This window comes from Breoghania sp. (assembly GCF_963674635.1).
GTDB lineage: Bacteria > Pseudomonadota > Alphaproteobacteria > Rhizobiales > Stappiaceae > Breoghania.
On record NZ_OY771475.1, the window covers coordinates 2,072,522 to 2,095,749 of the forward strand.

Annotated in this window: 21 protein-coding genes; 8 read left to right on the forward strand and 13 right to left on the reverse strand. The window is 61.5% G+C overall.

All coding sequences use genetic code 11. The features are described 5' to 3' along the window. Nucleotides 1-88: 88 nt before the first annotated feature. The 6 genes from ABGM93_RS08965 to ABGM93_RS08990 all read right to left on the reverse strand — a co-directional run bounded on the left by ABGM93_RS08965 (nt 89) and on the right by ABGM93_RS08990 (nt 5,874). The gene (locus ABGM93_RS08965) at nt 89-1,372 is read right to left on the reverse strand and encodes an amidase family protein (protein WP_321505464.1); all 1,284 of its coding nucleotides are present in this window, start codon (nt 1,370-1,372) and stop codon (nt 89-91) included. 120 nt (nt 1,373-1,492) lie between these two features. Beyond that, on the reverse strand, nt 1,493-2,146 hold the full coding sequence (locus ABGM93_RS08970; protein WP_319772136.1) for a DUF2848 domain-containing protein: 654 nt from the start codon (nt 2,144-2,146) through the stop codon (nt 1,493-1,495). Nucleotides 2,147-2,158: 12 nt separating this feature from the next. Then, nucleotides 2,159-3,439 (reverse strand): TRAP transporter large permease, encoded by a 1,281-nt coding sequence (locus ABGM93_RS08975; protein WP_321505465.1) that lies wholly within the window; start codon nt 3,437-3,439, stop codon nt 2,159-2,161. Next, on the reverse strand, nt 3,436-3,969 hold the full coding sequence (locus ABGM93_RS08980) for a TRAP transporter small permease (RefSeq protein ID WP_319772138.1): 534 nt from the start codon (nt 3,967-3,969) through the stop codon (nt 3,436-3,438). The genes ABGM93_RS08975 and ABGM93_RS08980 overlap by 4 nt, the downstream gene beginning before the upstream one ends. Nucleotides 3,970-3,980: 11 nt before the next feature. Continuing rightward, the gene (locus ABGM93_RS08985; RefSeq protein WP_321505468.1) at nt 3,981-5,027 is read right to left on the reverse strand and encodes a TRAP transporter substrate-binding protein; all 1,047 of its coding nucleotides are present in this window, start codon (nt 5,025-5,027) and stop codon (nt 3,981-3,983) included. A gap of 19 nt (nt 5,028-5,046) precedes the next feature. Beyond that, nucleotides 5,047-5,874, reverse strand: coding sequence for a putative hydro-lyase (locus tag ABGM93_RS08990; protein ID WP_321505470.1), 828 nt, complete (start codon nt 5,872-5,874; stop codon nt 5,047-5,049). A gap of 123 nt (nt 5,875-5,997) precedes the next feature. On the opposite strand from ABGM93_RS08990, the gene ABGM93_RS08995 reads away from it, so the two are divergent. Beyond that, the gene (locus tag ABGM93_RS08995) at nt 5,998-6,885 is read left to right on the forward strand and encodes a LysR family transcriptional regulator (RefSeq protein ID WP_321505472.1); all 888 of its coding nucleotides are present in this window, start codon (nt 5,998-6,000) and stop codon (nt 6,883-6,885) included. 95 nt (nt 6,886-6,980) lie between these two features. On the opposite strand, the gene ABGM93_RS09000 is transcribed toward ABGM93_RS08995, so the two are convergent. Continuing rightward, nucleotides 6,981-8,114, reverse strand: a complete 1,134-nt coding sequence (locus tag ABGM93_RS09000; protein ID WP_321505474.1) for an amidohydrolase — start codon at nt 8,112-8,114, stop codon at nt 6,981-6,983. A gap of 148 nt (nt 8,115-8,262) precedes the next feature. Beyond that, on the reverse strand, nt 8,263-9,402 hold the full coding sequence (locus ABGM93_RS09005) for a D-alanine--D-alanine ligase family protein (RefSeq protein WP_321505476.1): 1,140 nt from the start codon (nt 9,400-9,402) through the stop codon (nt 8,263-8,265). Between the two features lie 364 nt (nt 9,403-9,766). On the opposite strand from ABGM93_RS09005, the gene hpaR reads away from it, so the two are divergent. Continuing rightward, complete coding sequence (hpaR, locus tag ABGM93_RS09010) at nt 9,767-10,225, forward strand: homoprotocatechuate degradation operon regulator HpaR (protein ID WP_321505478.1); 459 nt, start codon at nt 9,767-9,769, stop codon at nt 10,223-10,225. Between the two features lie 85 nt (nt 10,226-10,310). Here the strand turns inward: hpaR and ABGM93_RS09015 are convergent, their stop codons facing one another. Further along, nucleotides 10,311-11,009, reverse strand: coding sequence for a type 1 glutamine amidotransferase (locus tag ABGM93_RS09015; protein WP_321505480.1), 699 nt, complete (start codon nt 11,007-11,009; stop codon nt 10,311-10,313). Between the two features lie 473 nt (nt 11,010-11,482). Here ABGM93_RS09015 and ABGM93_RS09020 point away from each other — a divergent pair, with 473 nt between their 5' ends. Genes ABGM93_RS09020 through ABGM93_RS09035 form a run of 4 tightly spaced genes read left to right on the forward strand, consistent with a single transcriptional unit; the run spans nt 11,483 to nt 16,036 of the window. Further along, on the forward strand, nt 11,483-13,327 hold the full coding sequence (locus tag ABGM93_RS09020; RefSeq protein WP_321505483.1) for a response regulator: 1,845 nt from the start codon (nt 11,483-11,485) through the stop codon (nt 13,325-13,327). A 5-nt stretch (nt 13,328-13,332) separates the two neighbouring features. Then, a complete protein-coding gene (locus tag ABGM93_RS09025; protein ID WP_321338427.1) occupies nt 13,333-14,586 on the forward strand; it encodes a glycosyltransferase family 2 protein in 1,254 nt (417 codons plus the stop codon). A gap of 2 nt (nt 14,587-14,588) precedes the next feature. Continuing rightward, nucleotides 14,589-15,692: an HlyD family efflux transporter periplasmic adaptor subunit gene (locus ABGM93_RS09030; RefSeq protein ID WP_321505485.1), complete on the forward strand. Its 1,104-nt coding sequence runs from the start codon at nt 14,589-14,591 to the stop codon at nt 15,690-15,692. Further along, nucleotides 15,689-16,036 (forward strand): Hpt domain-containing protein, encoded by a 348-nt coding sequence (locus ABGM93_RS09035; protein ID WP_321505487.1) that lies wholly within the window; start codon nt 15,689-15,691, stop codon nt 16,034-16,036. Before ABGM93_RS09030 ends, ABGM93_RS09035 begins: the two co-directional genes overlap by 4 nt. A gap of 160 nt (nt 16,037-16,196) precedes the next feature. Here the strand turns inward: ABGM93_RS09035 and ABGM93_RS09040 are convergent, their stop codons facing one another. Genes ABGM93_RS09040 through ABGM93_RS09050 form a run of 3 tightly spaced genes read right to left on the reverse strand, consistent with a single transcriptional unit; the run spans nt 16,197 to nt 19,254 of the window. Next, nucleotides 16,197-16,577, reverse strand: a complete 381-nt coding sequence (locus tag ABGM93_RS09040) for a response regulator (protein ID WP_321505489.1) — start codon at nt 16,575-16,577, stop codon at nt 16,197-16,199. A 57-nt stretch (nt 16,578-16,634) separates the two neighbouring features. Beyond that, complete coding sequence (locus ABGM93_RS09045) at nt 16,635-17,036, reverse strand: response regulator (RefSeq protein ID WP_321505491.1); 402 nt, start codon at nt 17,034-17,036, stop codon at nt 16,635-16,637. A 37-nt stretch (nt 17,037-17,073) separates the two neighbouring features. Further along, entirely contained in the window at nt 17,074-19,254 is a 2,181-nt protein-coding gene (locus ABGM93_RS09050; protein ID WP_321505493.1) for a PAS domain S-box protein, read from the reverse strand. Nucleotides 19,255-19,645: 391 nt separating this feature from the next. On the opposite strand from ABGM93_RS09050, the gene ABGM93_RS09055 reads away from it, so the two are divergent. Together ABGM93_RS09055 and ABGM93_RS09060 are read left to right on the forward strand one after the other, a co-directional pair. Next, nucleotides 19,646-19,984, forward strand: coding sequence for an Hpt domain-containing protein (locus tag ABGM93_RS09055; protein WP_321505495.1), 339 nt, complete (start codon nt 19,646-19,648; stop codon nt 19,982-19,984). Between the two features lie 209 nt (nt 19,985-20,193). Continuing rightward, entirely contained in the window at nt 20,194-22,785 is a 2,592-nt protein-coding gene (locus ABGM93_RS09060; protein WP_321505497.1) for an ATP-binding protein, read from the forward strand. Between the two features lie 16 nt (nt 22,786-22,801). Here ABGM93_RS09060 and ABGM93_RS09065 read toward each other — a convergent pair whose 3' ends face one another. Further along, the gene (locus ABGM93_RS09065; RefSeq protein ID WP_321505792.1) at nt 22,802-23,158 is read right to left on the reverse strand and encodes a YbaN family protein; all 357 of its coding nucleotides are present in this window, start codon (nt 23,156-23,158) and stop codon (nt 22,802-22,804) included. Nucleotides 23,159-23,228: the final 70 nt, after the last annotated feature.

Genomic DNA, 23,228 nt, shown 5'->3' on the forward strand with positions numbered 1-23,228 from the left:
AGATGCCGCAGCGGCACGCATGCCCCTTGCGCGGCGGACCTCAGGCACAGTGCGACCGGGCGAAAAACGCCCGGCCACAGGGGAAAATTCAGGCCAGCGCGGCCTCGACTTCCTTGGCACAGGCGAGCAGCTGCGCGTCCCGCCCCCTTGCGCCGACCAGCATGGCGCTCAGCACCTTGCCGGCATTTTCGAAGGGCAGCGCAATCGCGCATCCATCCGCGCCATTGGCGAGCGAGGGGTTCCTGAGCGCCAGAAGGTTCAGTCGGTTGAAGGCCTCGTCGTCCTTTTCCAGCAGTTCACGCGAGGGTGGCAGGATGGGTGTTGTGGGCAGGAGCAGCAGATCCTCGCCCAGTTCGTCGGCAAAGGCCTTCACGAAGTCGCCGCGCCGGTTGAGCGTCTGGCGGTAGTCCACGGCGCTGATCTCGTCGGCGCGCTTCATGCGGGCATGTACGCGCGGATCGAAAAGCTCCGGCGTCTTCCGGAAGTGATCCTCGTAGTGCGCGCGCGATTCAACGGAGGTGAGATGCCAGGGCGGGACCTGATTGTAGATCTCGATTGCCGCCAGATCCTTTTCCACGATCTCGAAACCGTGCGCCCGCAGTGTGCCGATCACGGCGTCGAAGCCTGCGGCGACCGCATCGTCCAGTTCGCTCATGCCGAAATTGGACGGCACGACGAGGCGCCTGCGGGCGGGGTCAACCGGCTTGGGATCGAGACCCGCCATGACCTGCCATGCAAGCTCGCAGGCCGCGACCGACCTGGCCATGGGACCGAAGCTGTCCAGTGTATCGGAAAGCGCCTTGCCGCCGTCCAGCGACACGGTTGCCTGCGTCGGCTTGAAGCCGGTGATGCCTGTGAAGGCAGCCGGAATGCGCAAGGAACCGCCCGTATCCGAGCCGATGGCGATATCGCACACGCCCAGCGCCACGGAAACGGCGCCGCCGCTGGTGGAGCCGCCGGGGACACAGCCGGGATAGGCCGGATTGTCGGGCGTGCCGTAATGGGGATTGATGCCGATGCCCGAATAGGCGAATTCCGACATGTTGGTGAGGCCGACGAAAACACCGCCCGCCGCATCAAGCGCCGCGATGCAGGGCGCATCGGCGCGCGCGGGCGCATCCTTTTGCAGGACCTTGGTGGCCGCTGTCGTGACCTCGCCTTCCACGTCGAAAAGCGCCTTCACGGAAATCAAGGCCCCCGCCAACGGCGAGGATTTATGCTCCGCCGCTTCCGCCTGCATGTTGGCGCGTCTGGCCAGCGTCTTGGTGAAGACGGATTTCGCCGAGGGGTCTTCCTGACAGTGGCGCAAGGCCGCACCGAGGCGGGTGGGAGCGGTGCCGGTGCTCCAGGAAAACGGCGGTTTGAAGCTCATGGATATCCTCATTCGGCAGGACGGAGCCCCGTTGAAATATCGGGACCCCGTTTATCAGGCATGTGTCACGTCACGTTCCCCCGCATGATGCTGCGCGCCATGCAATCAGACCGCGGCGACTCAGGCAATGACCGGCAGAACCGTCGCACTATAGCTCCATTCGATGGTCCGCCCGCGGATCGGATCGTGCAACGCCATCTTGAAATCCGCCGCCGGACGAACGCCGCCTTTTGCGGGCAGGGTTCCGCACAGCATTGCCGTGCCATCGGCCATCTCCACACCCGACATCAGCTGCGTCAGAGGCAGGATGGAGGCCAGCGTACCCTCCTGATAGACGACCCACTCCCCCTTCTCGAAGATCCAGGATTTCAGCTCCAGCTGATCGAGATGATCGGCGACCTCCTCAAAGGCCCAGACATCCTCCGCGACCGGCTTTGCGCAGATCTGCTTGGAATGGGCGACGGAATAGGTCTCCAGCGCGCGATCGGTATGGTCGGAGGCGAGCCCCAGCCACAGCTTGCCGCCGGTCTGGATGAGGAAGGGCTCCGCCTCGCCGGAACTTTCCTTGCCAAGGGCCGCAATGGTCGTGTCGCGGGTTAGCAGAGACGGCGCACAACGGTAATAGAGCGGCACTTCAGAGGGCGCAGGCACTCCGATGGCGGCCAGTTCCTCGATGTGATGATCGACGGCGGCGCGGTCGCGACCTGTCCATCCGGCAACAACAAGGGCGTTAGGGGTGCATTCGAGCACCCCTTCAGGGGATTTGAACTGCATGGAACAAACCTCTTACTGGGTTGATGGCAGATAGAGCGCGATCTGCGGCGCGAGAATGAGCAGGCCGACCATCAGCAACATCGCCAAGACATAGGGGATGCAGCCGAGCATCACGTCGGCGAAGGGCCGCCCTCGCCTTGCGGACTGGACCACATAGAGGTTCAGCCCTACCGGCGGCGTGATCAGCGCCATCTCCACGAGAATGATCATCAGGATGCCGAACCAGATCTTGTCGTAGCCCATATGCACGATGATCGGCACGACGATGGGAATGGTCGCCACCATCAGAGACAGGGTCTCGATGAAGAAGCCCAGAACGATGTACATCACCACGATCACCAGAAGCGTCGCCATGGGGCCGAAGCCGAGGCCGTTCAGCATGTTCTGGAGTGCGCGGGACACACCGCCCGCCGTGAGCACGAAGTTCAGCACATAGGCGCCGATCACCACCAGCATGATCATGGCGGAGGTCTTGACCGCACCGCGCAGGGCATCGGCAATCATCTGGCGGCTCAGCGCCTTCTGATGGGCGGCGATGGCGAGCGCGATGGCCACACCGATGGTCGCGGCTTCCGTCGGCGTCGCCCATCCGGCGTAGATGGAGCCGACAATGGCGGCAAAGAGCCCGAAGATGGGGATCAGATCGAAAAGGCTCGCCAGCCTCTTGCCCCATGTCGCATGGCGCTGCGGCCCGCCGAGCTGCGGCCAGATCGTGCACAGAACGGCGGTGATCAGCATGAACAGGCCAGCCAGCAGCAGGCCCGGCAGAAGCCCTGCGAGGAAGAGCTGCGGAATGGAGCTTTCGGTCAGGAAGCCATAGACGATCAGATTGATCGAGGGCGGGATCATGATGCCGAGCGTACCGCCTGCGGCGATCGCGCCGGAGAAGAGCTTCTCGTTGTATCCGAGCTCGCGCGCCTGCGGCATGGCCACGGTCGCCACGGTGGCAGCCGTCGCGACCGACGAGCCGGAGGTGGCGGAAAACATGGTGGAAGTGGCGATATTGGCGTGGATCAGACCGCCGGGGAGCCACGACACCCATTTGTCGAGCGCCGCATAGGTGCGGTTTGCGACACCGCTTCTGACGAGGATCTCGCCCAGCAGCACAAAGAGCGGGATGGCGATGAGGGTGGCACTGTTGGACGAGGACCACACCACCTGCCCCAGACCGCGCATGAGCGGAAAGGGGGAGAAGAAGACGTCGATGCCAAAGGCCAGCAGGCACAGGACAACGCCGACGGGAATGGACAGCGCCAGCATTCCCATAAGGCCGAGAGCGGTAAAGGGGATCATGCTTCCGCCCTCGCACCTGCCACGCGCTCAACGGCTTCGTATCTGCCGCGCGCGATCTTGTAGAGAACAAACAGTGACAACAGGATCGCGGAGATCGCGAACCAGGCCCACCCGGCCCACCACAGGGTCTGCGGGATCCAGAGCGGGGTTTCCAGCGGGGTGTTTGCACGCGCGCCGGTCGACAGCGTCTTTGCCAGAACACCCCAGCCGCGCCAGGCGATCATCAGGGCCGTTCCCGCCAGGCAGAGCATGGCGAGAGCGTCCATCAAGGCACGCCCGACGGGCCTGAGGCGGCTGTGGAGCAGGTCGATGCGAACATGGGCCTGCTCCGTCAGGGCATAGCTGACACCCCAGCTTGTGGTGACAGCCATGACATAGCCGGAGATCTCATCGACTCCGCCCAAGGATCCGCCCAGGCGTCTGGCGATGATCTCCATGAGCGTGTAAGCGACACAGGCGAGCAGGACCAGACCGACGCAAATGGCGATACGGTCATTGACCTTCCTGAGCAATCTAATGAGCGAAGTCATGGAGGGCGGCCTTACTTGGCGTCGATCTGGACGCCGGTCACCTTGCCGACCGTATCCGACCAGCGCTTGCCCCAGTCACCACCGGCGCGCTTCGCCCACTCCGGCAGCACGTCGGCGACCAGCACATCCTTGGCCTTGGCCACGTCAGCGTCGCTCGGGGTCACAAGGGTCATGCTGCGGGCATCGCCATAGGGGCATTCGCCGTTGCCGGTCAGGCAGGCAATATCCGCTTCCAGCGCGCCCTGCGCATCGGCCCAGGCCGGAGCCTCGAATTTCTCGGCAATGGCGGTCTGAAGTACGCTCTGCTGCTTCTCGGAAAGCGAATTCCACTTGTCCATGTTGATGGCCGTCACGACCGGATCCCAGCCGCCCAGCGGAATGGTCATCAGATGGGTGGAAACTTCCCACCACCCCGCGGAGTAGCCCGAACCGGCACCGGTCACGGCGCAATCAACGACGCCGCGCTGCAATGCGCCGGGAACCTCGCCGAAGCTGACATTCACGCCCTCGGCGCCCAGCGCCTCAAGGAATTTCGCGGTCATGCGGCCGGACGCGCGGATCTTCTTGCCCTTCAGGTCTTCCAGCGACTTGACGTCGGCATTGCAGAAGACAACCTGCGGCGGATAGGGCGCAATCGCCAGAACCTTGGCGTTGAAGACATCCTTGTAGATCTCGTCGACCATCGGACGGTAGGCTTCAACAGCGGCCTTGGCGGTGGCGGCATCGGTGGCCACCAGCGGCACGTCGAGCCCCTCAAGCGGCGCACTGTCGGCAACCGCATAATCGGCGACCGTCATGCCGACATCGAAGACGCCCTGCCCGAGCATGCGGAAGACGTCGCCGCCGGAGATGCCCATCTGGTCGTGGGTGGTGAGGTTCGCGGTCAGATCGCCCCCGCTCACTTCCGGCAGGATCTCGTTCCAGAACGGGGCCTCGTACTTCTTGTGAAGTGACAGACCGGACCAGCTGCCGACAACCGACAGTTCCTCGGCATTGGCGGAAGCACCGGCGCACAGGGCCACGGCGGAGATCGTCGCAAGAGCCAGGAATTTTCTCATGTTCGTCATCCTCTGAAGATTAAATGCTGGGGTGGTTATTGTCGTTATAGGGATAGAGCGGCGCGGTCGCTTCATCGACATCCGCGATGAGCATGGCGCCGGGAGCATGCGTGATGGAAAGGGCCGGCCTGGCCTGCATGATAGCAACCTGAGGGGTCACACCACAGGCCCAGAACACGGGCACTTCGTCATCTGCGACCGGGGTCGGTTGCCCCCAATCAGGTTTTTCGATCGCCGCGATGCCGATCTCGGCCGGATCGCCGACATGAACGGGCACGCCGTGGGCAATCGGAAACTTGCGGCAGATATCGAAGACCTCGGCAATGCGCTCGCGGGCGATGGGGCGCATGGAGGTCACCATGCCGCCACCGAAGGCCCCGGCGGGGGCCGTTGCGATATTCGTCCGGTACATGGAAACGGTCGTGTTGTTCTCGATATGGCGCATGGTGATGCCCGCCTTCACCAGCGCATTTTCAAAGGTGAAGGAGCAGCCGATGGCGAAGGTCACCAGATCATCACGCCAGACCGCCTTCAGATCCCTCACCTGCGCATCGAGAACGCCATTGCGATAGATGTTGTAGAGCGAGGCGTCCGTGCGGATATCGACGGCTTCCCCCAGCCGCTCGATCACCGGCTCACCGGGCCTGGAGACGCCGGCAAGCGGACAGGATTTCGGATTGAGCCTGCAAAACTCCAGAAAATCATCCGCCTGGTCCGCTGGCAGAATGGCGAGATTGCACTGCAACAGCCCCTTCGCCAGGCCCGCGGTGTGACCTGCGTAACTCCCTGAACGGATTGCTGCCCTTACGGATTCGGCGCTTTGGCTTGCAAGATCTGAGAACTGCACTTTTTTTGCTCATTTTCCACGGTTGCCTATGGAAAATGCTGATAGCCGAGAGGTATAAAGTCAAATCGCAATTATCTGTCCAAAGTGATCATCTTTTTGGATCACCAAAGAAGATACAAGCCCATGACATTGGAACAATTACGCACTTTTCTCTGGGTGGCGCGGCTGGGCGGCGTGCGCAAGGCCGCGGAACAGATGAACATTTCCCAACCCGCGGTTTCCTCGCGCATCTCATCGCTGGAGAATTACCTGGGCGCGGGCCTGTTCACCCGTGGCCCCACGGGGGTGCGGCTGACCAAACAGGGGGTGCTGCTGCGCGCCCATGCGGAGCAGATCGCGGCGCTGGTGGAACGCATCAAGGCGGATGTCATGCCGCCGGAAAACGTCTCCACGCTGTTGCGCCTCGGCGTTGCGGAAACCATCGCCCAGACATGGCTGCCCGCCTTCCTGAGCAGGCTTCACCAGACATTCCCCAAACTGAAGATCGAGGTGTCGGTCGATATCTCGGTGAACATGCGCGAGATGCTGCTGGACCGCTCGCTCGACCTCGCCATCATGATGGGGCCGGTTTCCGACTACAGCGCGGACAATCTCGACCTGCCAACCTTCCAGCTCGACTGGTATCGCCCGCTCGACATGGCGCAGCCCGATCTCAGCACGACACCGGTAATCACCTATAACCGCAACTCCCGCCCGCACCGCGAACTGACCCGCGAGCTGCACAAGCGCTATGGCCACACGGCGCAGATCTTTCCCACCAACTCGCTCTCCACGGGCTTCGAGATGGTCGCCTCCGGGCTGGGGGTCGGGATCTTTCCCACCGCGCTGGGGCGGCGGCTGGTCGAGGAGCAGCGGATCGCCACATTCGATCCCGGCTGGCTGCCCACGCCACTGCGTTTCACCGCGACCTATATCGGCGAGCCGCGGGACGAATTCGTGGCGCAGGCCGCCCAGATCGCGCAGACCGTCGCCATCGAGCATGAGGCCAATGTCCCGGGCGTCCACGCATAGCGGTCCCGCCCGCATGCTGTCCGCGTGAGACCAAAAAGCCCGGAAGCGTCAAACGCTTCCGGGCTTCGTTTCGCAGTGCGGGCGTCGATCCGCGTTCATTTCAGGCTGTCTTGCACCAGACGCACCCAGAATTCCGCCCCCGTCGCCAGCACGTCGTCGTTGAAATCGTAATCGGCGGCGTGAAGTCCGGGGTTCTTGCCCTCACGTCCCGCACCCAGCCAGATATAGGCACCGGGCTGACGCTCCAGCATGAAGGAGAAATCCTCCGAGGCCATGGAGGGATCGGGGTTGCTCACGCACAGCCCCATCTCTTCGGCCACACGGCGCGCGGTGGCGGCGTGTTCCGGCGTGTTGATGGTTGGCGGATAGTCGCTGATGAAGTTCACTTCCGCCGTGCAATCATGGGCAAGCGCAACCGCTTTGGTGATTTCCTCCATCGCGGTTTGCAGCACCTCGCCGACTTCCTTGGAAAACCAGCGCGCCGAGCCGGTCAGCTTCACTTCATCGGGGCAGATGTTGAAGGCCGTGCCGCCATGGATGGTGGTGACCGAAATGACACCTGTCTCAAGCGGCGAAATGCGCCGCGCCGGGACTTCCTGCAACATCGGAATCAGCCGCCCGGCCGCCGTCAGAACGCCTGAGCTTTGCTCCGGCATGGCCGCATGGCCACCGGTGCCGCGCAGCACGATTTCGAAAATGCCGATGGCCGCCATCATGCGGTCGTCGCGCGCCACGAAATGGCCGGGCGCCAGCGCGGGCCAATTGTGAATGGCGAAGATCGCCTCGCAGGGGAACCGGTCAAAGACGCCCTCCTGCACCATGTGACGCCCCCCGCCCTCGTTCTCTTCCGCGGGCTGGAAGATCAGCGTGACCGAGCGCCCACCCAGATCGAGCTTCGCGATTTGCTGCGCCGCCATGAGCAACATGGCGGTGTGCCCGTCATGGCCGCAGGCGTGCATCTTGCCCGGATAGGTGGAGCAATGGTCGCTCTTGCCGGCTTCCTGGATCGGCAAGGCATCGATATCGGCGCGGATGCCGATGCCCGGCCCTTCGCCCAGCTTCGCGATGACGCCGGTTCTCGCGATACCGCGATGGACCGTCCAGCCCCAGCCTTCGAGAAGATCGGCGATGATGGCGGAGGTGCGCGTCTCCTCAAAGCCGATCTCGGGATGACGATGGAAATCGTGCCGCCAACTGATGGCTTCATTGATCTGATCGGCAGTGAACATGGGGCAGGTCCGGCTTTGGTTGCTATCAAGCCTGATTACCCTTGCGCACGTGCATCGGCAACTGCCCGCCCCTCACCTTTCGCGTCCGCAAGCACAATTCATGCGGAAGACCGTCAAGCCAGGCGCGCAGACCGAAAGGTCAGCCGCCTTATCGGTTGACGGAGAATGCGCGGGTCCGTTCGTGGCGCGCGCGGGCATGGGCGATCAGCCGGTCCATCAGGCCGGATTGCGGCAGACCGCTGGCTTCCCAGAGCTTGGGATACATGGAGATATCGGTGAAGCCCGGCAGGGTATTGGCCTCGTTCACAAGGACCATGTCGCCGCTCACGAAAAAATCGATCCGCGCCAGCCCCTCGCAGCACAGCGTCTCAAAGGTCTTCACAGCCAGATCGCGGATGCGTTCGCGAAGCTCGGGGGCGACCGGCGCAGGGATGAGCAGCGCCGCGCCGCCTTCATCGATATATTTGGCGTCGTAGGAATAAAAGCCATGCTTGGTGTCCGGCACGATCTCGCCAAGTTCCGACGCTCCGGCGACACCGTCGGCATCCTGCAGCACGGAGCACTCGATCTCGCGCACATTCGGAACGCTCTCCTCCACAATGATCTTGCTGTCGAAGCGGAAAGCATGGGCACAACAGTCGGCGTATTCCTGAGCCGAGCGGGCACGCGAAACGCCGACGGATGATCCCATGTTCGCGGGCTTCACGAAAAGCTCCGGGGCCCCCAACGCCTCGACGGCGGCCTCATAGTCGGGCTTTTCGCTGGCTCTGAGGACGATGAATTTCGACGTGGGCAGGCCCGCATCGCGGATAAGCCGCTTTGCGACATCCTTGTCCATGGACACCGACGATCCGAGCACACCGGAACCGACATAGGGCACATCGGCCAGTTCCAGCGCCCCCTGCACGGTGCCGTCCTCGCCGTGGGGGCCATGCAGCACCGGGATCACCACATCCACAGGCGTCAGCTCGCGCACTGGGGTGGCGCCATCGCCGGCCACCAGCATGCGTCCGCCACCAGCGGGCAAGAACGAAACCTGCAGACCATCTTCCGGCACGGTGAGTTCGCTGGCGCCGGTGCCACCTCCGTTTCCGGCATCGGCCAGCATCCAGCACCCCTGTCGCGTGATGCCGACGGGAACGATCTCGTAGCGGTCCGGATCGAGACAGCGCAGGACATTGGCGGCAGAGGCGCGCGACACATCATGTTCGGCCGAACGCCCGCCAAAAAGGACCGCCACCCTGAGCTTGCCATTCACCATCTGCCGTTCCCCATCCTGTTGGATCATGCGCCTCACGCGAACCGGCGCCCCTTAAACCTGAGAGCGGAGAGCGTAAGGCACAACATGGCAAAAAAACGCCATGCCTGCGCGAAAGACAATGGGTCTCAGAGCGTTCAGCCGCGCGCCCAAGATGGAACGAACAGGGCAAAGGCGGGAGCGTCAGCCGGTTTCAGCCAATCCTTGCCCGGCTGGATGAGAATACCCTAAGGTCAGCCGCGTTCCAGGGACCGATTCCCTCGGCGCGCATGCCGACCTTCCCCGGCATCATGGATGACGAGCCTATAATTGATTGCTTTGTTAAATTATCTCATATTTGAGTCGCTGTGCGTTCGTACCCCTTCGCCAGCGTCATTCGAAGGATAGCCTGGCAATGCCGGAAAACCGCCCGCTCTACCCGAAAATGGCCCGCTCGCTGCCCATAGCCCTGTTGCGCGCCCGTGAGACGGTGATGGGGCCGTTCCGGGAGATGCTGGCGAAAAGCGGCATCAGCGAGCAGAAATGGCGGGTGTTGCGCGTCGTCGATGAAATGGGACCGACGGAGCAGACCGCGATCGCGGAGGCCGCCTGCCTGTTGCTGCCAAGCCTGACCCGCATCGTGGCGTCCATGGAGGCCGACGGCTATCTGGAGCGGCGCAGCGACCCGGCCGACCGGCGCAAGTCGATCATCGCGCTGACAGATGCCGGGCGCGGTCTGATCGACCGGCATGCGGAGGAAAGCCACGCCATCCAGGTCCGGCTCGAAAACTCAATCGGGCCGGAAAAGGTTGAGACCCTGCTGAAGCTTCTGGATGAGCTGCGCGAACGCAATACCGTTCGCCCGCAAGAGTGACACGGCAGCTTGCGCACCGCGCACTGTTTTCCGCCGACCGTTTATGGCGTCCCGATCGCAGGATCGTGGAAAGCGAGGCCTGTGATCAGGGTCGATAGTCGGCGTCTGACAGGAACGTCCTGATCATGTTGGCGACTTGCTCCTGATCGAGCGGGATATCGCGGATGCGTGCGGGCAGCTCCGCCTGAAGAGGCTGGGGCAGCGCGCTGCCACGTTCGGCCAGCAGCGCGGCGGCGTAATCGGGCGAAAACTCCGGATGCGGCTGGAAGGTCAGAACGCGGCCCTGCTGGAACAGGCCCGCCACCGGACATCCCTCGCCCTTCAGGAAGACCTCCAGATCCACCGGCACCTTCGTGACCTGGTCGCGATGCCAGGCGTTGACGGCAAAGCGCATACCGCCGGGGCCCTCATAGGTCTGCGGCCCGGCAATCCAGCCGCCATCGGCGCGCACCACGTCGCCCCCAAGCGCGCGCGCAATGATCTGGTGGCCGAAACAGATGCCGACAAGCGGACGCCCGCCAGCATAGGCGGAGCGGATGAAATCCTCCAGCGGATCGCGCCAGGGATGGTCCTCATAGGCGCCATGACGCGAACCGGTGATCAGCCAGCCATCGGCTTCAGCCGTGCTGGCCGGCAGCTCCCCCGCTTCCACGTCATAGATGATGTAGGTGAAGGCGTCCTCACCCAGCAGCGTCCGAAAGCACTGATCGTAGTCGCCGCGTTCATGGGCCAGGTTCGTCGGCGCATGGCCGGGCTGTAGAATGCCGATGGTCGTCTTCGTCACTTGCGTCATATCCTGCTGTCGAGCCCCCCCGGTCGCGTTGCCGAAATCAAGCCTGCGCCCGGCACCACCGCGCAGTGGCCGACCGGAAACGTGGAGACGGCAGCAAAGGCGGGTTCGACTTCCAATAGCAGACATTGCCCGCTCCGCACAGGCAATGTCTGTTTCTCAATGGCTGCGCCGCACGCCATCGTCCCTTCGCTCGCCAGCCTCTCCCCCCAAACACCAATAAGCATATTTTACCATATACGTAGCGTCATATTCCTGACACATCCGATTTCAAACATCCCGAACAATACAACTACGCGTCTTTATCAGATGTAATACGTAACAATCGCGGTTTATGATTACGTAAGGAACACGTACACTATCTATAGTATTTAGAATAAGGTTTTTTAACCCAATTTTTTATTTTTACCACGCAAACTGAATGCGTATTCTAGTGATATTGGAACCTTGCGGGAGGCTCCAAGACTATGCCAATTATATCAAGTCAACTGCCCGAGGGCGGGCAAACCACCTCCTCGCGGCACAAGAAGATCCTCATCACCGAGGATTCCCCAGTCACGCAGGACATCCTGAAGCTGGTTCTTTCCGCAAAGGGGCATGACGTTCATGTCGCCAATGACGGAAAGATCGCGCTCACCAGACTGCTGGAAGAGCCGTTCGATCTGGCCTTGATGGACTATCACCTGCCGGAAATGTCCGGAGCCGAGGTTGTGGCCAGGGTTCTGGCGGAACGCGCGCCGGAGCGACGGCCCGTCTTCGTCGCCATGACCGCCGACGTTGCCAGCATGGAGGCCGACGGCGATGTGAAGGCCGGATTTGCCCACATTTTCGAAAAGCCGTTCGATTTCGACGAATTGCTCGATTTCCTCGAAACCATGGATGCGCAGAAAGCCCGCGATGGCGGCGCGACGCTCGCCCGGCGCAAGACTTCAGACGCGCCCACCAACCGAACGCAGCCGGACGAGGAAGATCCCGACGCCCCTCAAATCGACCGGATCGTTCCCATCAAGGGGCGCCCGGCGGGATACGAACAGTACCGCCCCCTGTTCTGGCCGCAGGATATGGGACCGGCTGGTTTCTCCGTGGACGCGCGCAAGTTCATGGCGAGCGGCGGCGACTACGACGTGGTCGTCGTGACCGAACCCGCCTCCGCGGACCATCTGCGGGCCCTGTGGAGCATGGGCGATCTCCATCTGCTGCCAATCATCGACGAAACCGGTCAACTGGCCCATCAGGCGGATATCTGCCTGCCGAAGATCCCGCGCGGCTCGGTCGAACGGATCGTCGGCGCCTGTGTGGAGGAATTCACCGAAGCGCGCACGTCCGTGCATCTGGAAGTGCGCCAGTCGGATGAATTGTCCGACAAGCTGCTGGCGAGCCTCTATGTGCGCGGCCGCAAGCTGACGCCGGAATTCAGCGGGGCGACCCCGCAAGGGTTCACCTACAACATCGCGCTGGCGGAAGAGGAGATTGACGGCCTGACAGCGCATCTCACCTCTGAAGGGTTGCTGAAGCGGAGCTTCGTGGACCGGCTTCATGCGTGCCCGAACTGCGCTTCCGTGCGTCTCAATGTGCGCGAGGAATGTTTCGAATGCCGATCTCCCGATCTGGAGGAGACCGCCATCGTGCACCATTTCAAGTGCGCCTATCAGGGGCCTTTGCGCGACTTCCAGCAGGGTTCGGATCTGGTGTGCCCGAAATGCGCCCGTGAACTGCGCCATTTCGGTGTCGACTACGACAAGCCGGGCACGGTCATTTCCTGCCGTCATTGCGGCGCGACATCCTCCGATGCGGTGGTCGGCTTCAAGTGCCTTGATTGCGCCACCCACACGGATGGCGAGGCGATCAGGACGCACAACGTTTACGCCTTCGAACTCACCGAAAAGGGACGCGCCCTTGCCGAGGAAGGCTTCATTGTCACCGGCGCGGCCCAGCGCAACCTGAAATTCGGCGAACTCCCGCTGGATCTGGTGATTGCGCTCAACAAGTCAGCCCGCCTTTTCAGCGAGGAGGCGCGCCCCTTCTGCCTTGTCACCGCAGGCTACCCCCAGCGCCGGATGCAACTGGCCGAGCACGGCCCGCGGCTGGTGGAATTGTCGCGCCGCCAGTCGATCGAGAATCTGCGCAACTATTTCGGCGATGCGGCCACCATCCATCAGGGCACGGACTTTGACTACATCCTGCTCGACCGGATGACCCCGGAGAGCTTCCATGCCAACACGCACGCCTATGAAGAGATCGCGCAATCGGGTCTGAAGATCGACCTGGAAACGCGGTTTTCCATCTTCGGCCCGAATGATCTTTTCGGGTGAACGCCATGTCGGAAGCCCTCGACTTCATCACCTCGCAAAGCTTCCACAGCCTGATGCTGCTGACGATGGTCGTCGTCGTGTTCGAAGTCCCGCGCTATTTCGCTCTTTTCATTCTGGCCGTGATCTCGCCCAAGCCGAAACCGCAACCGCTGGAGGTTGCCTATCGGCACACGATGTCGGTCATATTGGCCGGGCACAACGAACGCGACTCCATCCGCCGCTGCATCGCCTCCATACGCGAACAGTCGCGCCCGCCCGACGAGATCATCGTCTTTTCCGACGGCTCCACCGATGGCATGGACAAGGTGCTGCGCGAACTTCTTGAGGCGGGCGAGATCGACCGCGCCTTGTGGAGCGACCTGCGCGGCGGCAAGTCGGCCGGGTTCAACATCTGCCAGCGCATGGCGACCGGCGACATCCTGATCAATATCGACTGCGACTGCTCGCTTGATCGCGACGCCTTCCGCCGGATCATGGAGCCCTTCGAGGACCCGCAGGTGGGCAGCGTTGCGGGCAACCTTCAGGTGCGCAATTCCCAAAGCGGCTTTGTCGCCACGATGCAGGCCATCGAATACATGATCACCATCGCGCTGGCCAAACAGGGCGCGCTGACCATCGATCAGGTGACGTGCTCATCCGGCGGCTATTCCGCGTTCCGCCGTTCCGCCCTTGAAAGCGTGGGCGGGTGCGATGCGGGCGGCGGCGAGGATCTCGACGTGACGCTGCGCCTGCGGGCCCGTGGATGGAAGATCGGCTTTCGCGTGGATTCCGTGTGTTACACGGATGTGCCGGACACCTTCGCCGCGCTCGTGCGCCAGCGCTTTCGCTGGGAGCGCGACGCCATTCGCCTGCGCTTTCGCAAGCATCGCTTCAATCTCAATCCCTTCGATCCGCGTTTCAAGATGAACGAGGTGCTGCACCATCTGGAGTACCTCACCTTCAATGTGCTGGCCGCGGCGCTGATGCCCTTCTACCTGACGTGGCTTTTCGTGACCTATGGCGGGTTCGGGTTCGTCGTTCTTGCGGGCCTGCAATTCATGCTGGTGCTGATCGATTTGCCGGTCTTCCTGCTGGCCGCCTGGCTCACCCCTCATGTGAAGAGCGCGCATCTGCTGCCCTACATGTTCGGCTTCACCCTCTTCAACGGTTTCGTCATGCGGTTCATCCGCCTTGCTGCCTATATCGACGAGTGGATCTTCTGGTCCTCCTATCAGGACAGCTATGTGCCGCAGAAAGTTCATGACATCAGGAGCTCCTGACCATGCGCAAGCTTCGCTCCCGCCAACGCCCGGACAACCATGCCAACGAGCGCCGCGCGAACAAGCGCTCCCTTGGACGCTGGATCTATCTCGCCATGCTTCTGGCCATCGGCCTTGGCGTCGCCGACTATGCGTGGGGCGATTTCGTGATCCTGCGCGCGCCCGGACTTGTCCTGCAGGAGCGCATCGACGTTGAGGCGCAATATGTCGGACGCCTTGACGAACTGCCGCTCAGGATCGGCCAGAGTGTCCACAGCGGAGATGTGTTGGGGGTCGTGTCCTCGGTGGAGATTTCCGAAAGGCTGGCACAGCTTTCGCTCAGGGTCGCGGAACTGACCCGCCAGGCCATCGAGAAGCAGGAACAGATGAACATCGCCGAAAGCCTGCTGCCGATCGCAAAGGTGCGGGTGGACGAGGCGCGCGCGGTGAAGGAGAACCTCACACATCTTTCCGGCAAGGGCCTGGCGCCTGCCGACCGTGTGCTGGAAGCCCTGACGGAGAAGAATTCCGCGGAGGAGATGCTGATCCGCCTTGAGGCCCAGATCCGCAGCTTCCCGGCCACGCGCGAGGCCCTGCAACCGGCGATCGACCGGGTGCGCACCACCTTCAACAAATTGACAGCCCTTTACGACGACGGCGTTCTGCGCGCGCCGGTCGATGGCATCATCGACAGCAACCTGCCGGCAAAAGGCGACGTGTTCCTGACGGGGGAGAAGATCCTGAGCCTCTATACCGGCCCCAAATACGTTCTGGCCTATCTGCCCGCGCATAATCTGCTGCCCGTGACAGTGGGGGAGGAAGTACGCCTGGAGTCCGGTCAGCAGACGCTTGCGGGGCGCATCGTTGAGGTCCTGCCGGTCACGGACACCCTGCCGGCCGAATTTCAAAACACCTTCAAGCCCGCCGAACGCAGCCAGCTCGCGCGCATCGTCATCGAGGACGGCGCCAGCTTCCCGCTCCATACAAAGGTGCGCGTGACACGCCCCAGCCAGAGCCTTGAAACGGTGATGTCCTTCTTTTCCGGCGCGTGGCGGACCGCACTCAGCCTCTTCACAATCGACGCCGTTGCGTCGCAGGGCACTGCTGACAGGGAGATCCCGCGATGACAGCAACATCGTCCTTCAGAGCCTTGATCGAGAAGCACTGCGTGACGATCCGGCAGATGTTCGCGGAGTTTCGCACCCAATATGGCGCGCGCTCGCTTGGCGAACCGCCGGGAAGCGAGGCGATGGTGACCCTGCACACGCTCAAGGGAAGCTGCGGCACCATCGGATTTCAGGATCTTTACGCCCATGTGGCGAAGCTGCACGAGCAGCTGAAGGCATGGCCCACCGAGCAAGCCGCACGCTATGGCTTTGAGCAGAAAATCGCGCGGGAAATCGCCGAAGCGGCGCAGCTGGTGGACGCGGTGAAGCCGGAGGATTCCACGCTCTACGGCCGCAATCTCTGACCCCACCCGATCGCATATGTCCCGCCCGCAGTACCGCCTCACCAAGGTGCGCCTTCGATCCGGCGCGCACAACGCGAGGCGTCCTTGCAAGGCCTTGCAAGGCCTTGCGGACCACACGATTTCAAATCGAGCCGCTCGGTTCAAACGGGAGCGGCTGCTGTCACGCCGCCGTTTTCGCAGCCTCCAGATGATCCCGGACCTGCCTGGCCAGCGTCAACGGATCAAACGGCTTGGCGATGACGCCCACAGCGCCCAGCGACAGAAAACGCTCGATCTCATAGGCCTGCGTGCGGGCGGTGATGAAGACCACGGGAATATGGCGCACGGCGTCGCTTGCCCTGAGCCGCCCCAGGGTTTCCGGCCCGTCCATGCCCGGCATCATGACGTCGAGCAGGATGATCTCCGGCATCAAGGTTTCCACCTTCTCCAGAGCCTCAAGGCCAGAGGAACAGACATTGACCTCCAGCTCCGGATCCAGTCCCAGCGACAAGGCCGCCACTTCACGGATATCATCCTCATCGTCCACATAAAGAACCTGCATTTCATCGTTCTCCTTGTTGTGCGGCCATGACCGGCCGACGCGATCCGCGTCCGCCCGTCAGGCGTCGTGATATTCGCCGTGCCTGGACGACAGAGCCGCGGAGGCGGCCTCGGCGATCAACGGTGCCAGTTCCTTGAAGGAGGCGTTCTTGGAAATGTAGGTGAAGGCCCCCAGCCGCTCTCCCCAGGCGACATCCATGGTGGTGTCGCGCGATGACACCATCACAATGGGAATATCCTTCGTTTCAAATGTGTTCTGGAGCTGCCAGAGAAGCTGGAAGCCATCGACCCCCGGCATGAACACGTCGAGAAAGATCAGATCGGGGTGTTCCATCCGCGCCACGTCGAACGCGCCGCGCCCTTCCGTGCACTTCATGGTTCCCATGCCTTCCTTGCCAAGCACGATCTCTATGAGCGTCAGCCAATCAGGGTCGTCATCGACGATCAAAGCCGTAGCCATCTTCTGCTCCCCATTCCTACTCGATACGACTGCTTGATCAGGCGCTTCCGATCGAAGTGCCCGAATTCTCCAGGAGATCGCCCGTCAGGGACGACAGCTCCACAGCGTTTTCCGTCTGTTGGAATTCAATGAGATCGAAATAGAAGGTCGACCCCGCGCCCACTTGCGAGTCCACCTCGATCCTCGTTCCGTGCAGCTCCATGATCGCCTGCGCGATCGCCAGACCGAGGCCGGAGCCCTGCCCGTTCTTGGCATCGGTGGTGTCGAGCTGGACGAATTTGGAAAAGACGTCCTCGATCGCCTCGGTCGGGATGCCGATGCCGTGGTCGCGCACGGCGAGACGGTAGCATTGCTGGCGTTTTTCGATGTGGATTTCGACCACCGAACCAGGTTCGCTGAATTTGACCGCGTTTGTCAGCAGATTGACGAGCACCTGCGTCAGCCTGCGCCCATCGCCCATCGACCAGGCGCTTTTCAGGCTGGTCCTCAGTTCAAATGTGATCTCGAACTTGTCGCCAAATTGCGCCGTATCCTCCAACGCGGAGCGCGCCAGAACCAACAGATCGACCGGCTCCATCTTCAACGTGACAACCCCGGCCTGGAGCTTCTCCACGACCATGATGTCGTTGACGAGATCGATCAGCCGCATGGCGTTGTTCTGGGCAAGATGCAAAAGACGCGCGATCCTCTCCGGCACCTCGCCGATATTTCCGGATGTAATCAGGCGCAAAGAGCCGGTGAGCGAGGTGAGCGGGGTGCGCAATTCGTGACTGACCAGAGCGATGAACTCACGCTGCATCCTGTCCACCTTGCGCCGCTCGGTGACGTCGCGGATCACGCCGACGAAATGCGGCTCCGCCTTGAGCGTGATCGCGGCGACGTAAAGCTCGATCGGGAACTTCTCACCATCCTGCCGGCAGGCTTCCAGTTCCCGCCCGATGCCGATGATCTTTGCCTCGCCCGTCTTGAGGAAGTTGTGCAGATACTGATCATGCCGGGAACGGTGCGGCTCCGGCATGAGCATTGAAACATTGGACCCGACCAACTCCGCGTTCGAATAGCCCAAAATGCGCGATGTTGCCGGGTTGGCGGAGCGGATCTCGCCGTGTTTGTCGATCACGATGATGGCGTCGTGGACCGTCTCGACGATCGCGGCGTTTTCGGCCTGCTTGTCGCGCAGAGACTGCTCCACTTGCTGACGATAGCGGTTTTCGCGCGCCAGCTGCTCATGGGAGACAAGGGTTGAACGCAGATTGGCCATCATGGCGTTGAAGGCCTCGGCCAGCCGCGCCACCTCCAGGTAACCGCCCACCGTGATGTTGCGCGTCAGGTCGTCGGCCTCGCGCACGCTGCGCACCTCGCTGGCGAGGCGCGCCAGCGGACGCCCGACCAGCAACGCCGCAAGGACAAGGCCGGCCAGAAGGATCGCGAGATTGGCCAGCGCAGTCGTGATCAATGTCCGGTCAAGCCCCCTGAGCGCGGCGAACAGATCGTCGCGCCGGGCGAAGACCCGCACGCCAAGCGCGGGATAGAGCGCGGAGGCGGCCTCCTGCGTTATCCAGTCTTCCTGGAACCTGTTTGCAGGCGTCTTCAGGATTTCCGCCATCTCGGAATCTGTGGCGATGACGAGACCGTTGATCGTCAGCACGATGATCTTGTTGGAATAGGAGAGATTGAGATAGTTCACCAGCGCGTCGGTGCCGAAACGCGCAAAGACACTGCCGCGCAACACCCCCCCGCTGAGGACGGGCACTGCGACGGTCATTTTCTCCTGCGAAAGTGCCAGATGCGAGACTTCATCTGCGAAACCGGGAGGAAGCTCGATATCCCCCCTTATGCGCGCCCGTCCATTAGTCACCAGCACACGCCCGGACGCATCGGTGAGGCCAACCAACGCGCCGGGAACGGGAACCAGCGACAAGCCTTCGAAGAACTCCCGCACATGCGCCTCGTTGTGCCGATCCCCCTCCATCGTATCGATGAAAAAGGCATTGCGCGACATCGTGCGCAGGATCGCACCGAGACCGGCGATACGCGTTTCCACCTCGTTCACGGCGAAGGTGCTTTCGCGTTCCATCCGGTAGGCGAGCTCCTGCTTGAAGACGCTGCTGATTTGCCAATAGGCCCCGCCCGCGACCAATGCCGTGAAGGCGAAGGCGAGAGGCAGCGTCGTCACAAGCACCCCGGGCAGAAAGCGCATTCGCGAGAAGTTCACCATGGTTTGCTCCGGCCGTTCACCGAATAGCGAGCCGCGACGCGCGGCAAGATGCCAAAAGCCCGGCTGATGAGCCCACCCCGGCATGCAAGCAGGCCGGGATATTGCGAGGGTGTGGAACCGAAACGGGAAAAAACATGATTGAAACAATCAAACGACTACCCCGCAATTATTTTTCACCCGTTGAAAGGCGTCTCTCACTATATAATTAATTCGATCTCGTGATTAAACAGTAAATTCTGATGTATAATATTTTTCTTACTATAGGTAAACTGCGCATTTGTTATTTTACTTAGGTATTATCATAAATCCCAAGTTTTCTCTTATTTGATCTAATTGCCTGACACATGAACAGCATCGCGGTTCCCCCCATCTGGTGACAAGGCGGCCGATTATGCAGAGCACTGACCAGGAAACCTGGGACGCCCTTTATGAGACGCTCAGGGCGAAGTATCTGGCAGCCATACCGCAACGCGTGGAAACGCTCCTAACCCTGCTGCGTGAGATCGAACACAGCGACGATCCCGGGCTTCTGCGCGAAGACCTCACGTTTCATGCCCACAAGATCGCGGGCTCCGGAAAGACCTATGGTTTCGATGAGGTCAGCCTTCATGCGCGCCGCCTGGAAGATGACCTGCTCGATTTTTCGTTGACGCTCGAAGAAGCGGTCCGCCCGGCCGCGGACCTGATCAAGGCGTGCCGGCAAGCCATGGCCTCACAAGCGCCGAACTAAGTCACAAGCCTAGACCCGCCCGCCGACCGCCCCTCCACTGCGTCGCCCCACCCATTTGCACATTATTTTCCTTTTATACTATTCATACACATTAAACTGCGATATTTATTCCAATAATAAATACGTCAATGCCGCTGTTACTCATTTTCACTTACGTCAATTCAAACAATTGGCGTAAAATATTCTTTCCATAGCGGAAGGCTACGTCGATGACCGGGCCAATCGACATTCAAAAGCGGAAGCCGGAGGCGAGTAGAAGCCTCATCGGCAGATCGTTGCAGTACAAGCTCACGTTTCTGATCCTGTGCTGCGCACTCGTGAGCACAGCGGTCGTGGGCTTCGTCGCCTATGAGCGTGTGCGCTCGGCGGCGATTGAAGAGGCGAAAGAGAAGCTTGGGGGAGAGACCCGGCTGATGGCCCAGAGATTTCGCTTCACCTATCATGAAGTTGCCAGGGACCTGAAAATGATCTCCGAAATGCCCCCCATCCAGGGGATCATTCGGGCACAACGCAATGGCGGCATCGATCCGATAGACGGCTCGACGGAGAACCAGTGGCGCGAACGCCTTGCGCGGATATTTCGTTCATTCCTGGTCCAGCGTCCCGATCATTTTCAGGTCCGCTACATCGGACTTGCGGACCAGGGACGCGAGCTGGTTCGCGTCGATCGCAACAGCCTCGGCCCATTTGTCGTGCGACCCGAGAACCTTCAACAAAAAGGGACGGAACCGTATTTCCGGCTCGGAGCCTCCGCGCAAATGGGACGCGTTGTCTTCTCGGAAGTGACCTTTAACAGGGAACATGACAGTCTCGATCCCCGTGAAATCCCGACCATGCGCGGCATGATGCCGGTCTTCGATTGGCGTGGCGAGCGTTTCGGGATGCTGGTCATCAACATTGACTATCCCGCCATTCTCAAGCGCGCCTTTGCCGAAATGAAGCCGCAGTGGCGGACAATCCTCGTCAACGGGCAAGGCGATTACATGGTGCATCCCGGCGGGCCGGAGGCATCTGTCCAACCTTTCCAGATGCATCGCAACTACACGGAAGAACCGCCCCCGATCGTCAAGCACGCGCTGGAGAGCACGCAACCGGAACTGGGCGTGGAGAGCGACCACATGATGAGTTACATCGTCAATGACGATGATGGCTACGGTGGCTTTGACGCGCGGGTGAGCATCATTGTGCAGGTGCCAAGCGAGAAACTCTTCGCCAAGGCAAACGAGATCGGCTCGGAGGTCTTCGCCGCCGGTATCGGCGTGGTTTTCGCCTTTGTCCTGGGCTCGGTCTTTTTCGCCCGCTCGCTCATGAAGCCGCTTAGCCAGACCGCAATCGCCATCGTGGAAAACGTCGCTGACGGTCTCATCCTGATAGATGCGGGCGGGCGGATCGAGCGCTTCAATCCCAGTTGCGAACGCATGTTCGGCTACAAGGCCGGGGAGGTTGTGGGCCAGCATGTAGGCATACTCGTGGCGGAAGGAGTCGGTGAAGAGTTCAGGGGGGAGTTCATCACCCATGCCCGGCAGTCACAAGATCACGGCAACACGTTCGAAGTGGAGGGACGGACCAAAAGCGGGGCTCTTCTGCCTCTTGAGCTTTCCGTCAACGAATTGAACCTCAATGGCAAGGTCAAGTATTCGGCCGTGATGCGCGACATCAGCGAACGGCGCGAAATGGAGCGGGTGAAAGCGGAATTCATCTCCACCGTGAGCCATGAATTGCGCACACCGCTGACCTCCATCCGCGGCTCGCTCGGGCTTGTCGACAACATGCTGCCAAACGACCTGCCCAATCCGGCCTACCAGATGATCTCCCTGGCACAGAAAAACACCAACCGGCTGATCTCGTTGGTCAACGACATTCTCGATTTCGAGAAACTGTCGAGCCAGGAGGTCACCTACGAGATGACAACCGTCAATCTGAACGACGAACTCGTCCAGGCCGCGGAACTCATCAATGGGTATGCGAACGAGTTCTCCATCAAGATCAAGACGGAGCTGCCCGCGACCACCCTGCATGTGGAGGTGGATGCGCGGCGGTTCCAACAGATCATCGCAAACCTGCTGTCCAATGCCGTCAAGTTCTCGCGCAAGAAGGGTACCGTCATCCTGCGTGCCCAGGAGCACGACGGTCAGGCCGAGATCGAGGTGGTGGATTTCGGAGAAGGAATTCCCGAGGAATTCCATGGCCGGATCTTCAATCCCTTCTCGCAGGCCGACAGCACCTCCACCCGCAAGAAGAGCGGCTCCGGCCTTGGTCTGTCCATAACCAAGAGGCTGGTGGAGGAAATGGGCGGCGAAATCGACTTTGTCAGCGAACTGGGCATGGGCACGACATTCCGCGTCGTGCTCCCGCTCATCACGGCGCTCAAAACGCCGTCCAGGATTGTTCTGCCCGCAGGCGACACGCGGCGACTGGCGCTGCACCTGGAAGACGACGCGGATTTCACGGCCATGCTGGGCGAAACGCTCAAGGATATTGCCTATGTCCAACCTGCGCGCGATCTGAGCGAGGCACATGAATATCTGGCGTTCAATGATTTCGACCTGCTGATCCTGGACCGTTACCTTCCCGGCGAAGACGGCCTGTCTCTGCTGGACGCCTTGCCGCCCGGCGCAGATCCGATCGTCGCCGTGGTCACCGCCATCGACGAACCCGTCGCCGATCCGCGCGTTGATCTGGCGATCGTCAAATCGCGGACCGACACACCCGAGATCGTTGAGCGACTGACGGATCTGCTGGAAGAAGCGCGTATCCGCAAACATTCGGCGGCCGCGTCGGCCTCAGGCAGCAGGCCCTGACATGCGCCCTCCCCCCCTAGTGGGAGGGCCGTGTGAAGACATAGGCAAGCCCGCTCGCCATCAGCAACGCGACGGCGGCGATTGCCAAAGGTCCGGGCTGTGAGCCAAGCAGAAACAGCGTGAAGCCAACGGCCATCCCCGCCAGCGCGGCAAGCTTGGCGCGCACCGGGATCGCGCCGTGTTCGCGCCAGCCGCGCAGCGTCGGGCCGAACGTCGGGTGATCGAGCAACCAGGTTTCAAGCCGTTCGGACGAGCGCGAAAAGCAGCCGACGGCCAAAATGAGAAACGGCGTGGTCGGCAGCACGGGCAGGAACAGGCCGACAAAGCCCAGCCCCACGAACCCAAGTCCGGCCACCAGATAAACTGTCCGCATCATGCCTGCCTCTTCGACGCTCCGCGTCCCGCAAGCCGCATCTTGCACCGCGCCTTGCGTGCCTGGCTAT

What these genes read in the sequence shown, in the direction of transcription:
- ABGM93_RS09040 (WP_321505489.1), bottom strand. Translation starts at nt 16,577, where the DNA reads ATGCAGGTTCTTTATGTGGACGATGAGGATGATATCCGTGAAGTGGCG.
- ABGM93_RS08980 (WP_319772138.1), bottom strand. Translation starts at nt 3,969, where the DNA reads ATGACTTCGCTCATTAGATTGCTCAGGAAGGTCAATGACCGTATCGCC.
- ABGM93_RS09055 (WP_321505495.1), top strand. Translation starts at nt 19,646, where the DNA reads ATGCAGAGCACTGACCAGGAAACCTGGGACGCCCTTTATGAGACGCTC.
- ABGM93_RS09050 (WP_321505493.1), bottom strand. Translation starts at nt 19,254, where the DNA reads ATGGTGAACTTCTCGCGAATGCGCTTTCTGCCCGGGGTGCTTGTGACG.
- ABGM93_RS09065 (WP_321505792.1), bottom strand. Translation starts at nt 23,158, where the DNA reads ATGCGGACAGTTTATCTGGTGGCCGGACTTGGGTTCGTGGGGCTGGGC.
- ABGM93_RS08975 (WP_321505465.1), bottom strand. Translation starts at nt 3,439, where the DNA reads ATGATCCCCTTTACCGCTCTCGGCCTTATGGGAATGCTGGCGCTGTCC.
- ABGM93_RS09005 (WP_321505476.1), bottom strand. Translation starts at nt 9,402, where the DNA reads ATGATCCAACAGGATGGGGAACGGCAGATGGTGAATGGCAAGCTCAGG.
- ABGM93_RS08970 (WP_319772136.1), bottom strand. Translation starts at nt 2,146, where the DNA reads ATGCAGTTCAAATCCCCTGAAGGGGTGCTCGAATGCACCCCTAACGCC.
- ABGM93_RS09030 (WP_321505485.1), top strand. Translation starts at nt 14,589, where the DNA reads ATGCGCAAGCTTCGCTCCCGCCAACGCCCGGACAACCATGCCAACGAG.
- ABGM93_RS09035 (WP_321505487.1), top strand. Translation starts at nt 15,689, where the DNA reads ATGACAGCAACATCGTCCTTCAGAGCCTTGATCGAGAAGCACTGCGTG.
- ABGM93_RS08995 (WP_321505472.1), top strand. Translation starts at nt 5,998, where the DNA reads ATGACATTGGAACAATTACGCACTTTTCTCTGGGTGGCGCGGCTGGGC.
- ABGM93_RS09000 (WP_321505474.1), bottom strand. Translation starts at nt 8,114, where the DNA reads ATGTTCACTGCCGATCAGATCAATGAAGCCATCAGTTGGCGGCACGAT.
- ABGM93_RS09060 (WP_321505497.1), top strand. Translation starts at nt 20,194, where the DNA reads ATGACCGGGCCAATCGACATTCAAAAGCGGAAGCCGGAGGCGAGTAGA.
- hpaR (WP_321505478.1), top strand. Translation starts at nt 9,767, where the DNA reads ATGCCGGAAAACCGCCCGCTCTACCCGAAAATGGCCCGCTCGCTGCCC.
- ABGM93_RS08985 (WP_321505468.1), bottom strand. Translation starts at nt 5,027, where the DNA reads ATGAGAAAATTCCTGGCTCTTGCGACGATCTCCGCCGTGGCCCTGTGC.
- ABGM93_RS08965 (WP_321505464.1), bottom strand. Translation starts at nt 1,372, where the DNA reads ATGAGCTTCAAACCGCCGTTTTCCTGGAGCACCGGCACCGCTCCCACC.
- ABGM93_RS09045 (WP_321505491.1), bottom strand. Translation starts at nt 17,036, where the DNA reads ATGGCTACGGCTTTGATCGTCGATGACGACCCTGATTGGCTGACGCTC.
- ABGM93_RS09025 (WP_321338427.1), top strand. Translation starts at nt 13,333, where the DNA reads ATGTCGGAAGCCCTCGACTTCATCACCTCGCAAAGCTTCCACAGCCTG.
- ABGM93_RS09020 (WP_321505483.1), top strand. Translation starts at nt 11,483, where the DNA reads ATGCCAATTATATCAAGTCAACTGCCCGAGGGCGGGCAAACCACCTCC.